The sequence below is a fragment of the Candidatus Poriferisocius sp. genome, from assembly GCF_965214065.1.
GTDB lineage: Bacteria > Actinomycetota > Acidimicrobiia > Acidimicrobiales > Bin134 > Poriferisocius.
In genome coordinates this window covers 581,492-594,730 of record NZ_CBDCAT010000027.1, presented here as the reverse complement: position 1 = coordinate 594,730, position 13,239 = coordinate 581,492, and the positions used below count along the sequence as shown (strand labels likewise).

The window sequence follows — 13,239 nt, the reverse complement described above, 5'->3', positions numbered from 1 at the left end:
CCTAAGCCCGGTCTGGGGTTCCGGTCCAATCTCGCAGCATGAGCTGCATCACGGTCACGTCTAACCAGCGGCCGAATTTGCGGCCTACTTCGCGTTCGACGCCTGCCACTTCGAAGCCCACGGATTGGTGGACTGCTACCGAGGTCTCGTTTTTCCCGGAAATGCGGGCGATCACGGTGTGAAAGCCGTGGCTTTGAGCCAGTCCGATGATCTCAACCAGCAGAGCCCGCCCGATGCCCTTGCCCCGGTGATCCTGGTGGACATACACCGAGTTCTCCACCGTGGTGTTATAGGCCGGACGGGTATGGAAGGGCGACAGCGACGAGAAACCCAGCACGGTGTCGTCACCGTCATCGGGGGTGGCCACCAGCACCGCGTGAACCCCGCTTCGGTCCTGCAACCAGGTGCGCTGGGCGGCCAGCGTGCGGGGCTCCAACTCAAAGATGCTGGTCCCATTCAGAATCTCGTAATTGATGATCTCGCGAATGCCCTCGGCATCAGACAGCCTCGCCGCTCGAATCGCCACCGGCTGCACCGTACCGTCCGTCACCACCTAATTTTGGCTTTCCCGCCACTGGCACGGAGTGGCAATATTGGCGTCGCAAAGGGGTAGAGTCCCCAGCCCGCCTCCTTAGCTCAGTCGGCAGAGCGTTTCCATGGTAAGGAAAAGGTCGAGAGTTCGATTCTCTCAGGAGGCTCAGGGTCTCTAAGGCGGCTTTCTGCCGCTCAGGAGGCTCCGGGGCGGCGTAGCTCAGTTGGTAAGAGCGCTCGACTCATAATCGAGAGGTCGCCAGTTCGAGTCTGGCCGCCGCTACCACCCACCCTTTCGCCCTGCGGCCAGCCAGGGATAGTCTGACCCCATCGAACCCGCAGCATCTCGTGACCCGGTCCCTGAAGACGCCACTCTGGTGGAAGCCGCCCGCCGTGGCGACCGCGACGCGTTCAATGAACTGGTTCGGTCCACCTACCGAGATACCTTCGCCTTGGCCTACCGACTCACCGGCAACCGAGATGACGCGGGAGACGTGGTGCAAGATGCCTACGTCCGGGCCTACCGGGCGATCCGCCGCTTCCGGGGTGATTCCAGCTTCTCCACCTGGATGTACCGAATCACCAGCAACTGCGCTTCGACCCATCTGAGCCGCCGAACCCGCCAGCGCACCGAGGAGCTGAGCAGCGACGCCCCCATCGTCGACCTCCGTCCAGAGCAGGATCCGAGCCTGCGGGCTGAGGCGGCTGTTCTGCGCCACAACATCGACCGGGCAGTCCGGTCGCTGCCCGAGCGTCTGCGCCAAGTGGTGGTGCTGCGCGATCTGCACGATCTTTCCCACAACGAGATCGCCGCCGAATTGGGCATCACCACCTCAGCGGCCAAGGTCCGACTCCATCGAGCCCGACAGCGGCTTCGCACCGTGTTGCAGCGCACCCCCGATTTCGGCGCCGGCCATGGCCCGTCCTCAATCCAAGACGGGGAGGCCTCATGATCAATGACGCTTCCCAGTCTTTCGATCACCGGGCCCCGGCCGAGGCGCCCCCCACCCTTGTATGGAAGGTCATGGCCCGCCTCGACCAGTACGACCGCCGCCGACAACTCATCAGGCGCTTCCTGGCCGCGACCGCCCTGGCCGTGCTCACCGTCGTTTTCCGCCGCCGTACCCGCCGATAGCGAAGCCCAGACCGCAGTTTTGCATTGCGGGTTACAGCCCTCGGCACGGTAGCCTTGGACAACCCCTGACAAAGGGCAGTGGCTCAATTGGTAGAGCACCGGTCTCCAAAACCGGCGGTTGGGGGTTCGAGTCCCTCCTGCCCTGCGTAAGCAATTCCGTCTCCGCAGTGCCGGGTGCACTGGAGTCCTAATGAGCGACCTGAACAGACAACAAAAGAGGATGGCCAAAAGGCAGGGCTTCGTCGATGAGCAAGGAGACCCGGTCCGCGAGCGCCGCCCGCCCCGGAACCAGCCTCGTCCCGGTGAAGAGCGGGTCGGTCCCGCGCAGTTCATGCGGGAGGTACGCGGCGAGCTCCGAAAGGTGTCTTGGCCTCGACGCGAGGAGGTTGTCAACTACTCCATCGTGGTACTGGTGGTCTTGGTGCTGCTTACTACCGCCATCGGCCTGCTCGACTGGGGCTTCAGCGAGGCCATCTTGAAGTTGTTCGACCGATGAGCCCTGAGGTAGACGGGAGCGAGATGACAGACCTTTTCCCCGCAAATGCAGACCCAGTCGTTGCCGAGCCCGAGGCCGTCGAGGCTGTCGATGCTGCGGAAGCCGCTGCAGCGCTGCTGCCCACCGGGCCAGTTGCCCAGCCCGGCCCCGTCGATGCCGACCAGGCCGAAGATCTAGCCCTGCCCGGCGATCCCGCCACAGAGGACGAAGCCGACAACCTCATCGACGCCGACGAGTTGGTCTATGAAAAGGCCGAAGAAGAAGCCGAGACCATCAGCCCCTACGACATGCCTGGGAAGTGGTACGTGGTCCACACCCAGTCGGGCTACGAGAACAAGGTCCAGCAGAACATCGAGGCCCGCCGCAAGACAATGGACACCGAGGGCCACATCCATGACACGGTCATCCCTATGGAAGACGTGGTGGAGTTCAAGGGCGGCAAGAAGGTCACCACCAAGAAGAAGATGTTCCCCGGTTATTTGCTGGTTCGAGCAAATATGAACGACATCTCCTGGGATGTGATTCGCAATACCCCGGGCGTCACCGGTTTCGTAGGCCACGGCCAGAGGGGCAGCAAGCCATCGGCCCTCAAGCGCAAAGACGTGGAGAACTTCCTCCAGGTCAAAAAGGACGGCGAGCAGACCGTCCGCCGCACCAAGCCCCGCCTGCTGTACGAAGTGGGCGAGACCATCCGGGTCAAAGAGGGCCCGTTCGCAGACTTCTCCGGCGAGGTGGCCGAGATCAACGAAGACCAGCTCAAGGTGAAGGTCTTGGTCAACATCTTCGGCCGAGAAACGCCCGTCGAACTCGAATTCTCCCAAGTCGCCAAGCTCTAAAGAGGACCTAGCCAAAAAGGGGCACAGCCATGGCTCAAAAGAAGGTAGCCACCACAATCAAGATCCAGATTCCCGCGGGGCAAGCCACGCCGGCACCCCCCGTGGGCACTGCGCTCGGCCCCCACGGCGTGGCCATCATGGACTTCTGCCGGGACTACAACGCCAAGACCGAGGACAAGCGGGGCCAGATCATCCCGGTTGAAATCACCATCTACGAAGACCGCACGTTCTCGTTCATCACCAAGACTCCACCCACCTCCTTCCTCATTCGGGAAGCAGCCGGTTTGGAGAAGGGATCCACGGAACCGGGCCGCGAGGTTGTCGGTGCCATAACCGACGCCCAGTGCGCGGACATCGCCCAGATCAAGATGCCCGATCTCAACACCGACGACCTCGAGCAGGCCAAGCTGCAAGTGGCCGGAACCGCCCGCAGCATGGGCATCCGGGTGGAATAGCCGAGCAATAGCAATACAGCAGTCATATCCAACCGCCCGACGGGACGACCTCGCCCGGCGGGCCTACAACAGCGAGGGAGCCGACATGGCGAACAATGGCAAGCGATACAACGACGCCACCCAGCGTTACGACAAGCAGCATCCGCACACCGCCAACGAGGGTGTTGAGCTGGTAAAGAGCTTGACCGCGGCGAAGTTCGACGAGACTTTGGAGCTCGCGGCACGGCTGGGAGTCGACCCCCGCAAAGCCGACCAGATGATCCGGGGCACGGTCAGCCTGCCGTCGGGCACCGGCACCGACGTTCGGGTGGCGGTGTTCGCCCAGGGCGAGGCGGCCGCGCAAGCCAGCGAGGCCGGTGCCGACTTAGTGGGCGGCGACGATCTCGCCGAGCAGGTACAGGGGGGAAACATGGACTTTGACGTGGCCATCGCCACCCCCGACATGATGCCGGTGGTCGGCAAGCTCGGAAAGATCCTGGGCCCCCGAGGGCTCATGCCCAACCCCAAAACGGGCACCGTCACCGATGACGTGGCCAAGGCAGTGGGCGAGTTCAAGGGTGGAAAGGTGGAGTACCGCACCGACCGCCAGGGGAACATCCATGTGCCGGTGGGCAAGATCAGCTTTGAGGCCGATGCCTTGGTGGCCAACATCCGAGCGGTCATGGAGGAGCTGAACCGGGCCAAGCCCGCGGCCCTCAAAGGCCGCTACATCCGCAAGGTCACCATCTCTTCCACCATGGGACCCGGCGTGCGGCTGGATCCCGCCGACTTGGGCGCCAGCACCTGATCTGGTAGCTTTTTTCGGCTTACAATTTATCGATTTGCCGCAGACATCAGGCGCAGTGCCCAGCACCGCTTAATCAGCTGAAGCAGGCCTGACGAGGTGAACCCTCCCGAAACTCTTGGGGCGTTCGCACGTCGGCGGCGCCCCATTGCTGGTTCTCACGGAGGGTTCGGCAACCTCATGGAAAATCCCCGCCCCGAAAAAGTGGCCGTCGTGGACGAGGTGCGCGAGCGCATCTCCACGGCCGAGGCGGTGGTCATCACCGACTACCGCGGCTTGGACGTGCCGGCCCTGGCCGACCTCCGCCACCAGCTTCGCGAGGTTGGCGGCGAGTACAAGGTGTACAAGAACACGCTGGCCCGCTTCGCCGCCCGAGAGCTGGAGCTGGATCTCGATGAGTTCTTGGTAGGCCCGACCGCCTTGGCATTCACGGGCACCCGAGAGGACGGCTCCCCTGGCGATGCCGTGTCGCTGGCCAAGGCCTTGTGCCGGTACAGCGAGGATTCCCAATTCCTGTCCATTAAGGGGGGCGTGCTCGACGGCCAGGTGCTCTCAGCCGACGATGTGGGCGCCCTGTCCAAGCTTGGGACCCGAACCGAGATCTTGGCCGAGATCCTCGGACTGATGGAAGCCCCCTTGGCCGAGATGGCCGGGTTGCTGGAAGCTCCGCTCGTCGAGATGGCCGGCCTCCTCGATGCCCCGCTGGTCGAGACCGCCGGGCTGCTGGAGTCGCTGAGCGAAAAGGGCGGTGCTGCCGCATGATCCGCTCAACGCCATCAGCGCAAGTGATCGATAACCACAAACCACAGACAAAGGAATGAGGAACTGCCATGTCCAAGGTTGACGAGGTTCTGGACTCCATCGGATCCATGACCGTGCTCGAACTGTCCGAGCTCAAAGAAGCGTTCAAAGAACGCTTCAACGTGGAGGCGGCGGCCCCCGCCGCGGCCATGCCCATGATGATGGCTGCACCCGGCGCCGACGGCGGCGGAGATGACGCCGCTGAAGAGCAGAGCGAGTTCGACGTGATCCTGACCAGCGCGGGCGAGAAGAAGATCCAGGTAATCAAAGAGGTGCGCACCCTCACCAACTTGGGTCTCAAAGACGCCAAAGAGCTGGTGGACAACGCACCCAACCCGGTCCTGGAGAAGGCCTCGAAAGAAGACGCCGACAAGGCCAAGGAGCTCATTGAGGCGGCTGGCGGAGCTGTCGAGCTCAAATAGCGCTCTACTGGCACAAACCAACCGGGCATGGTTTGTAAACCATGCCCGCGCCGCGTATCATCCCTAGATACGTGCTCGCTTGTCCCCCTGGCCACGATTTCTCTTTTGTCGCGGCCGCGTTTTCGGGATTCCGCCCTCCCGTTGACGTTTAGAGGTCCGAGCAGCCTACCGGCGTTGCCCGTCCACCACACCATCTCAGGAGCTCACCTTGGCCCCCCGTTTGGCGACCCGCGACCGCTACACCTTCGGAAATCTGGAGGAGGTGCTTGCTCTACCCGACCTCATCGCAGTGCAGAAGGACTCCTTCCAGTGGTTCATCCGCCAAGGCTTGGCCGATGCCTTCCGCGACATCAGCCCCATCAAAGACTTCTCGGAGAACCTCCAGCTCGAACTGGAGTTTGATCCCGACGATGAAGACCTGAACCCCGGCCCCCGCTGGGGCACCTCGGTGGAGGAATGCAAAGAGAAGGACATGACCTACTCGGCGCCCATCCTGGTGCAGGCCCGGTTCTCAAACCGCCTCACTGGCGAGATCATCGAGCAAGTCGTGTTCTTGGGCGACTTTCCCGTGATGACCGACAAGGGAACGTTCATCGTGAACGGAACCGAGCGGGTCGTGGTGTCCCAGCTTGTGCGCTCCCCGGGAGTGATCTTCCAGCCCGGCGAGAGGTTCCGGCTCCGCAATCTGAGCAAGCACCAGTTGGTCACCGGCACCATCCACCCCTACCGGGGAGAGTGGATCGAGTTCGACGTCGAGCACAAGCCGGGCCGCAACCCCACGGCTGGCGCCCGAGTAGCCCGCAAGCGCCGCATGAGCCTGTTCACGTTGCTGCGAGCCCTGGGCTACGACGAGGAAAACGAACCCGGCTTTCTTGACCGGTTCGTGGCCCACTTCGACTTCTTGGCCGACCAGTGGGAGAGCGACAAGCACCAGCACACCACTCAAGACGAGGCCCTGCTGGAGATCTACAAGCGGGCCCGTCCCGGCGAGCCCCAATCGGTGGAGGCGGCCCGGAACTACTTCCGCAACGCCTTCTTCGAGAGCCGCCGCTATGACCTGTCCCGAGTAGGCCGCTACAAGCTCGACCGCAAGCTGGGGCCCGAGCTAGACCGCATCGAAGAGCTGTTCGGTCTGGCGCTGGACCGCCCGGAGGCCGACCAACCGGTGCTCTCTCCCGCTGAGGTACTGGCTACCTGCACATATCTTCTGCATCTGGTCAAGTTCGAGCCCGGCTACCGCCTCGACGACCAAGACCACTTTGCCAACCGCCGCATCCGCTCGGTGGGCGAACTGATCCAGAACCAGGTCCGCATCGGACTCTCCCGCATGGAGCGGGTGGTGCGAGAGCGCATGACCACCCAAGACGTCGAAGCCATCACTCCCACGTCCCTCATCAACAACCGGCCGGTGGCCGCAGCCATCAAGGAGTTCTTCGGCACCAGCCAGCTCTCTCAGTTCATGGATCAGGTGAACCCCCTGTCGGGGCTCACCCACCGCCGCCGCCTGTCGGCCCTGGGTCCGGGCGGACTGTCCCGGGAACGGGCCGGATTCGAAGTACGCGACGTCCACTTCTCCCATTACGGCCGGATGTGCCCCATCGAGACTCCTGAGGGTCCCAACATCGGGCTGATCGGCGCGCTGGCCTCCTATGGAAGGGTCAACGAGTTCGGTTTCATCGAGTCCCCCTACCGCAAGGTGATCGACGGCCAGGTCACCGATGAGATCGTCTGGCTGGCCGCCGACGACGAGGAGGAGTACGTGGTGGCCCAGGCCAACGCGCCCCTCGACGACCAGAATCGGTTCGTCAACAACCGGGTTCTGGTTCGGCGCTCCCCCCAGGCGGCCACCATGAAAGGGTTGCAGGCGCAGCTCGAGCAGGAGGTGTTCTTCGGGGCCACCACGGAGATCTCCTCGGTGCCGCCCGACGAGGTCCAGCTCATGGACGTCTCCCCCAAGCAGATTGTCTCCGTGGCCACCGCGCTCATCCCGTTCCTCGAGCACGACGACGCCAACCGAGCTCTCATGGGGGCCAACATGCAGCGTCAGGCCGTGCCCTTGATCCGGACAGAGGCGCCGTATGTGGGAACCGGCATCGAAGGCAAGGCCGCTCGGGATGCAGCCGACATGATCATTGCCGAGGAGGACGGCACGATCACCGATGTCGCCGGTGAGAGCATCACGGTCGACTACAAAAGCTCAGGCTCGTCCAAGTACAAGCTCATGAAATTCGAGCGGTCCAACCAAGACACCTGCATCAACCAGAAGCCCCTGGTGCAGGTGGGCGACCGGTTCCGCAAAGGTGACATCCTGGCCGACGGACCGTCCACCGACAACGGGGAGATTGCCCTGGGCAAGAACTTGCTGGTGGCGTTCATGGCCTGGGAGGGCTACAACTTCGAAGACGCCGTCATCCTGAGCGATCGGCTGGTGCGCGACGACGTGCTCACCTCCATCCACATCCACGAGCACGAGATCGATGCCCGGGATACCAAGCTCGGCCCGGAGGAGATCACCCGGGACATCCCGAACTTGTCAGAGGAGATCCTGGCCAACCTCGACGAGGAGGGCATCATCCTCCCCGGCGCCGAGGTCGGCCCCGGCGACGTGCTGGTGGGCAAGGTCACTCCGAAGGGAGAGACAGAGCTGACTCCAGAGGAGCGCCTTCTGCGAGCCATCTTCGGGGAGAAGGCCCGAGAGGTGCGCGACACCAGTCTCAAAGTCCCCCACGGCGAGAACGGCAAAGTCATCGACGTCAAGAAGTTCAACCGCTATGCCGGCGACGAACTCCCTCCGGGGGTCAATCAGCTGGTCCGGGTGTACGTGGCCCAGAAGCGGAAGATCTCCGTCGGCGACAAGCTGGCCGGCCGCCACGGCAACAAGGGGGTCATCTCCAAGATCCTCCCGATGGAGGACATGCCCTACATGGCCGACGGCACCCCCGTTGACATCATCTTGAACCCGCTGGGGGTCCCCTCCCGCATGAACGTGGGCCAGGTGCTGGAAGCCCACTTGGGCTATGCGGCCCGCTGGGGCTGGGATGTGAACGGCGCAGTGGGAACCGAGCCCGAACGAGGCGACGGGCGCAAGACCCGCCCCGCCACACGAGCTGCCGCCCTGGTGGCGACTCCGGTGTTCGATGGCGCCCATTGGGACGAGGCCGGCCACTCCGGGCACCACCCCACCATCCAGCAGATCTTGGAAAACATCAAGCCCGAAACCATCGACGGGGAGCGCCTTGTCGGGGCCGACGGCAAAGCCGAGCTCTACAACGGCCGCACCGGCGAGCCCTACGACAACCGGATCATGGTCGGCTACATGTACATACTGAAGCTGGCCCATCTGGTGGACGACAAGATCCACGCCCGGTCCACCGGCCCGTACTCGATGATCACCCAACAGCCCCTGGGCGGCAAGGCCCAGTTCGGTGGCCAGCGTTTCGGCGAGATGGAAGTGTGGGCCTTAGAGGCCTATGGCGCGGCCTATTGCCTCCAAGAACTGCTCACTATCAAGTCTGATGATGTGCTCGGTCGAGTGCGGGTCTACGAGGCCATTGTCAAAGGCGACAACATCCCCGAGCCGGGCATCCCGGAGAGCTTCAAAGTGCTCATCAAAGAGATGCAGGCTCTGTGCCTGAACGTGGAAGTCAGGGACACCGCGGGACAGCAGGTGGAGATCACGGAACTGGACGACGATGCCTTCCGCACTTCCGAGGAGCTGGGCATCGATATTTCGCGCCCCGAACGGGGATCCGATGATGAAGACGAGCGCCGCGTCGCAGGGAGGCCTTTCTAGATGTTGGATGTCAACGCTTTCGACCAGCTCTCAATCGGGCTGGCCACTGCCGATTCCATTCGGACTTGGTCCAATGGCGAGGTGAAGAAGCCCGAAACCATCAACTACCGCACGCTCCGTCCGGAAAAGGACGGGCTGTTCTGCGAGAAGATCTTCGGTCCCACCAAGGACTGGGAGTGCTACTGCGGCAAATACAAGCGCATCCGCTTCAAGGGCATCATCTGCGAGCGCTGTGGCGTGGAGGTGACCCGCTCCAAGGTGCGCCGAGATCGTATGGGGCACATCGAGCTTGCGGCCCCGGCCGTGCATATCTGGTATCTGCGGGGTACGAGGTCGTGGCTGGCCTACCTGCTGATGGGCACCGAGCCCAAGGAGGAGCTCAAGGCCAAGCAACTCGAGAAGGTCATCTACTTCGCGGCCAACCTGGTCACTGAGGTGAACGAGAATGACCGCCACCAACAGCTTCCCGATCTCGAACGGGAGATGCGCGAAGAGGTGGAGGCCATCAAAGAAGAGCACCAAGAGCGTCGAAACGAGCGTCTGGCCGAGCTGGAGGCCGAGCTGGCCGAGCTGGAGGCTGCCGGGGCCAAGGATTCGGAGAAGAACTCCCGGCAGAAGGCGGCCGAAAAAGATCTGCTCGCCCTCGACGAGGAATACGAAGAGGAGATCGACCTGGTCGAACGAGCTTTCGAGGAGTTCTCCAGCCTGTTCCCCCGCAAGATCATTGAGGACGAGGAACTGTGGCGGGAGATGGAGGAGCGTTACGGCGATCTGTTCTCCGGGGGCATGGGCGCGGCAGTCATTGCCACGCTCATCGATAGCGTCGACCTCGACGAGGAGGAGCGCAAGCTCCGCGAGCAGCTCGACCCCCCCGAGGGCCAAAAGAAGCTCTCCCAGCAGCGCGAGCAGAAGGCCATCAAGCGGCTGAAGATCGTGTCGGCCTTCAATCGCCGCGATCAGCACGGCCGGCGCGTCAACGACCCCCGGGCCATGATCCTGGACGCCGTTCCGGTCATCCCCCCGGAGCTGCGCCCCATGGTGCAGTTGGATGGCGGCCGATTCGCGACCTCTGACCTGAACGACCTCTACCGCCGGGTCATCAACCGCAACAACCGCCTTAAGCGGCTCCTCGATCTGGGCGCGCCCGAGATCATCGTCAACAACGAAAAGCGCATGCTCCAAGAGGCCGTGGACGCCCTGTTCGACAACGGTCGCCGGGGACGACCGGTGACCGGTCCGGGCAACCGCCCCCTCAAGTCGCTTTCCGACATGCTCAAGGGCAAACAGGGCCGATTCCGCCAGAACCTGTTGGGCAAGCGAGTCGACTACTCCGGCCGCTCGGTCATCGTGGTCGGCCCCACCCTCAAACTGCATCAGTGCGGCTTGCCCAAGCTGATGGCTTTGGAGCTGTTCAAGCCCTTTGTCATGAAGAAGCTGGTGGAAGAAGACTTGGCCCAGAACATCAAGTCAGCCAAGCGGATGGTCGAGCGCCGCCGCCCCCAGGTTTGGGACGTGCTCGACGAGGTCATCCAAGAACACCCTGTGCTGTTGAACCGGGCCCCTACGCTGCACCGTTTGGGCATCCAGGCCTTTGAGCCGGTGCTAGTGGAGGGCAAAGCCATCCAGATCCACCCGCTGGTGTGCACCGCATTCAACGCCGACTTCGACGGCGACCAGATGGCGGTCCACTTGCCGCTGTCGGCCCAGGCCCAAGCCGAGGCCCGGGTGCTGATGCTGTCGGCCAACAACGTGCTGAGCCCCGCTCACGGTCGGCCTTTGGTCACTCCCGGCCAAGACATGATCATCGGGGCCTACTACCTCACCGAGGAGGTGGAGGGCGCTCGCGGCGAGGGACGGATTTTCCGCCATCAGCACCAGATCGAGCGGGCCTACGAATCCGGCGAGGTCGAACTGCACGCCCGCATTGAGTACCGCAGCCCGCAGCTGGTGGACACCCCGGCCAACGGCGATGCGGCCACCTACACCCCAACCACGGTGGGGCGAGTGTTCTTCAACAGCACCCTCCCCGACGACTTCCCGTATGTGAACCATGTGGCCACCAAGCGGGACATAACCGCGATCGTCGACCGGTTGGCCCAGCAGTACACCAAAGAGGTAGTGGCTCGCAGCCTCGACGCTCTGAAGAACCTGACCTTCGAGTTCGCCAGCCAATCCGGGCTCACTGTGTCGGTGGATGACATCAAAGTCCCCCACGACAAACAGAACATTCTTGACCGATACGAGAAGGAAGCCGACAAGGTAGAGAACCAGTTCCGGCGGGGGATCATCACCGACGGTGAGCGCCGCCAGAAAGAGGTCGAGATTTGGACGGAAGCCACCGAGATGGTGCGCCAACGCATGGAGGCGGTGCTCAAGTCTGAGAAGTTCAACCCCATCGACATGATGGTCGGCTCCGGCGCGAGGGGGAACATGATGCAGGTCCGTCAGATCGCGGGCATGCGGGGCCTCGTGGCCAACCCCCGAGGCGACATGATTCCCCGTCCTATCAAGAGCAACTTCCGCGAGGGCCTGGCGATGCTGGAGTACTTCATCGCCACTCCCGGTGCCCGCAAGGGTTTGGTGGACACCGCCCTGCGCACAGCGGACTCCGGCTATCTCACGCGTCGCCTGGTGGACGTGGCCCAAGAGGTCATCATCAACGACCGGGATCCGTTCGAGTCCGGAGGGCCAGTTCGGGGTATCTGGATCGAAGACATCGTGCCCGATGAGCCGGGCAAGCGCGCTTATCTGGAAACCCGTCTCTTCAGCCGCACCTTGGGCGACGACGTGGCCCTGGGCGACGGCACTGTGCTGAAGCGGGGCACCATCGTCGGCGACGATGAGCTAGCCCTGTTGCGCGATGACCCGACGGTGACCCGAGCACGCGTGCTGTCCCCCCTCACCGACGACTCCGAGGTGGGCATCAGCCGGGCTTCTTACGGGCTCTCCCTGGCCACCGGTCAGTCCATCGAGGTGGGCGAGGCTGTCGGCGTCATCGCCGCCCAGTCCATCGGCGAGCCAGGCACGCAGCTCACCATGCGCACCTTCCACACCGGTGGTGTGGCCGGCAAGGACATCGCCGGCGGCCTGCCCCGGGTGGTAGAGCTGTTCGAAGCCCGCACCCCCAAGGGCAAGGCCGAATTGACCCGGATTTCCGGTGTGGTCCGCATCGACGAGGAGGACGGCAAGGTCAGCCGACTGTCTGTGGTGGGCGACGACGGTTCCGAGTGGTCCACTGTCATCGACCCGGCGTGGAAGCTGGCCGTGGTCGAAGGCCAAGAGGTGGCCGCCGGCGATCCGGTGGCCCAAGCCGATGGGCCTCGCGACCCCAAGGAGCTCCTAGAGATCCGAGGCGTGCGAGAAACCCAGCAATACCTGGTGGACGAGGTCCAGCGGGTTTACCGAGACCAGGGCGTGTCCATCCACGACAAGCACATCGAGCTGATCGTGCGCCAGATGACCCGCCGGGTGGCCATTCAGGAGCCAGGAGACTCCGACTTCCTGCCCGGCGAGCGGGTGGATTCCCAGGTGTTCACCAACGTGAATCGCTCGCTTGCTCAAGAAGGCAAGCGTCCAGCCGAAGGCCGGCCCGAGCTCATGGGCATTACCAAGGCCTCCTTGGCCACCGACTCCTGGCTGTCGGCGGCGTCGTTCCAGGAAACCACCCGGGTGCTCACCGAAGCAGCCATCGAGTCCCGCCATGACGGGCTCATCGGTTTGAAGGAGAACATCATCATCGGCAAGCTGATTCCAGCCGGGACCGGCATGGAGTTGTATCGGGAGATTGCCACCCATGCCCCCGACTACACGCCGATGGAGTACTACACCTCCACCGACGACGACGTTGACCTGGCAGATCAATTCGCCCAGTGGGACTCACCGACCGACACCGAGGAGGCCGACGTGTTGCCGATGGGAACGATAGGGACGTAGACTGATCACCGGAGCATGGTATTTGCTGCGCTCTCAATCTTGTTTCAATCAGC

At 63.3% G+C, this 13,239-nt stretch carries 11 protein-coding genes and 3 tRNA genes; 13 read left to right on the top strand and 1 reads right to left on the bottom strand.

Annotated features, from left to right (window positions below):
• Window position 1: 1 nt before the first annotated feature.
• Window positions 2-550 carry a GNAT family N-acetyltransferase gene (locus tag ACOOGG_RS09205; RefSeq protein ID WP_420434481.1) on the bottom strand — a complete coding sequence of 183 codons (549 nt, stop codon included), beginning with the start codon at window positions 548-550 and terminating at the stop codon, window positions 2-4.
• 75 nt (window positions 551-625) lie between these two features.
• Between ACOOGG_RS09205 and ACOOGG_RS09200 the strand changes: the two genes are divergently transcribed.
• The 13 genes from ACOOGG_RS09200 (at window position 626) to ACOOGG_RS09140 (ending at window position 13,186) form a co-directional block, all read left to right on the top strand.
• Window positions 626-698, top strand: a tRNA-Thr gene (locus ACOOGG_RS09200).
• A 42-nt stretch (window positions 699-740) separates the two neighbouring features.
• Window positions 741-817, top strand: a tRNA-Met gene (locus tag ACOOGG_RS09195).
• 91 nt (window positions 818-908) lie between these two features.
• Window positions 909-1,484 carry an RNA polymerase sigma factor gene (locus ACOOGG_RS09190; protein ID WP_420434479.1) on the top strand — a complete coding sequence of 192 codons (576 nt, stop codon included), beginning with the start codon at window positions 909-911 and terminating at the stop codon, window positions 1,482-1,484.
• Entirely contained in the window at window positions 1,481-1,666 is a 186-nt protein-coding gene (locus ACOOGG_RS09185; RefSeq protein ID WP_420434477.1) for a hypothetical protein, read from the top strand. Before ACOOGG_RS09190 ends, ACOOGG_RS09185 begins: the two co-directional genes overlap by 4 nt.
• 72 nt (window positions 1,667-1,738) lie before the next feature.
• Window positions 1,739-1,811 (top strand) — tRNA-Trp (locus ACOOGG_RS09180).
• 45 nt (window positions 1,812-1,856) lie between these two features.
• A complete protein-coding gene (secE, locus tag ACOOGG_RS09175; protein WP_420434475.1) occupies window positions 1,857-2,162 on the top strand; it encodes a preprotein translocase subunit SecE in 306 nt (101 codons plus the stop codon).
• Between the two features lie 23 nt (window positions 2,163-2,185).
• Window positions 2,186-2,998, top strand: a complete 813-nt coding sequence (nusG, locus tag ACOOGG_RS09170) for a transcription termination/antitermination protein NusG (RefSeq protein ID WP_420434473.1) — start codon at window positions 2,186-2,188, stop codon at window positions 2,996-2,998.
• Between the two features lie 29 nt (window positions 2,999-3,027).
• Complete coding sequence (gene rplK, locus ACOOGG_RS09165) at window positions 3,028-3,453, top strand: 50S ribosomal protein L11 (RefSeq protein WP_420434471.1); 426 nt, start codon at window positions 3,028-3,030, stop codon at window positions 3,451-3,453.
• 85 nt (window positions 3,454-3,538) lie between these two features.
• Window positions 3,539-4,240: a 50S ribosomal protein L1 gene (rplA, locus tag ACOOGG_RS09160; protein ID WP_420434469.1), complete on the top strand. Its 702-nt coding sequence runs from the start codon at window positions 3,539-3,541 to the stop codon at window positions 4,238-4,240.
• A 177-nt stretch (window positions 4,241-4,417) separates the two neighbouring features.
• Complete coding sequence (gene rplJ / locus ACOOGG_RS09155) at window positions 4,418-4,999, top strand: 50S ribosomal protein L10 (protein WP_420434467.1); 582 nt, start codon at window positions 4,418-4,420, stop codon at window positions 4,997-4,999.
• A gap of 68 nt (window positions 5,000-5,067) precedes the next feature.
• Window positions 5,068-5,460 (top strand): 50S ribosomal protein L7/L12, encoded by a 393-nt coding sequence (rplL, locus tag ACOOGG_RS09150; RefSeq protein ID WP_420434465.1) that lies wholly within the window; start codon window positions 5,068-5,070, stop codon window positions 5,458-5,460.
• 208 nt (window positions 5,461-5,668) lie between these two features.
• Window positions 5,669-9,253 (top strand): DNA-directed RNA polymerase subunit beta, encoded by a 3,585-nt coding sequence (locus tag ACOOGG_RS09145; protein ID WP_420434463.1) that lies wholly within the window; start codon window positions 5,669-5,671, stop codon window positions 9,251-9,253.
• Window positions 9,254-13,186: a DNA-directed RNA polymerase subunit beta' gene (locus ACOOGG_RS09140; protein WP_420434461.1), complete on the top strand. Its 3,933-nt coding sequence runs from the start codon at window positions 9,254-9,256 to the stop codon at window positions 13,184-13,186.
• Window positions 13,187-13,239: the final 53 nt, after the last annotated feature.

Coding starts and splice junctions, on each gene's coding strand:
- ACOOGG_RS09185 (WP_420434477.1), top strand. CDS start 1,481: ATGATCAATGACGCTTCCCAGTCTTTCGATCACCGGGCCCCGGCCGAG.
- secE (WP_420434475.1), top strand. CDS start 1,857: ATGAGCGACCTGAACAGACAACAAAAGAGGATGGCCAAAAGGCAGGGC.
- nusG (WP_420434473.1), top strand. CDS start 2,186: ATGACAGACCTTTTCCCCGCAAATGCAGACCCAGTCGTTGCCGAGCCC.
- rplK (WP_420434471.1), top strand. CDS start 3,028: ATGGCTCAAAAGAAGGTAGCCACCACAATCAAGATCCAGATTCCCGCG.
- rplA (WP_420434469.1), top strand. CDS start 3,539: ATGGCGAACAATGGCAAGCGATACAACGACGCCACCCAGCGTTACGAC.
- rplJ (WP_420434467.1), top strand. CDS start 4,418: ATGGAAAATCCCCGCCCCGAAAAAGTGGCCGTCGTGGACGAGGTGCGC.
- rplL (WP_420434465.1), top strand. CDS start 5,068: ATGTCCAAGGTTGACGAGGTTCTGGACTCCATCGGATCCATGACCGTG.
- ACOOGG_RS09140 (WP_420434461.1), top strand. CDS start 9,254: ATGTTGGATGTCAACGCTTTCGACCAGCTCTCAATCGGGCTGGCCACT.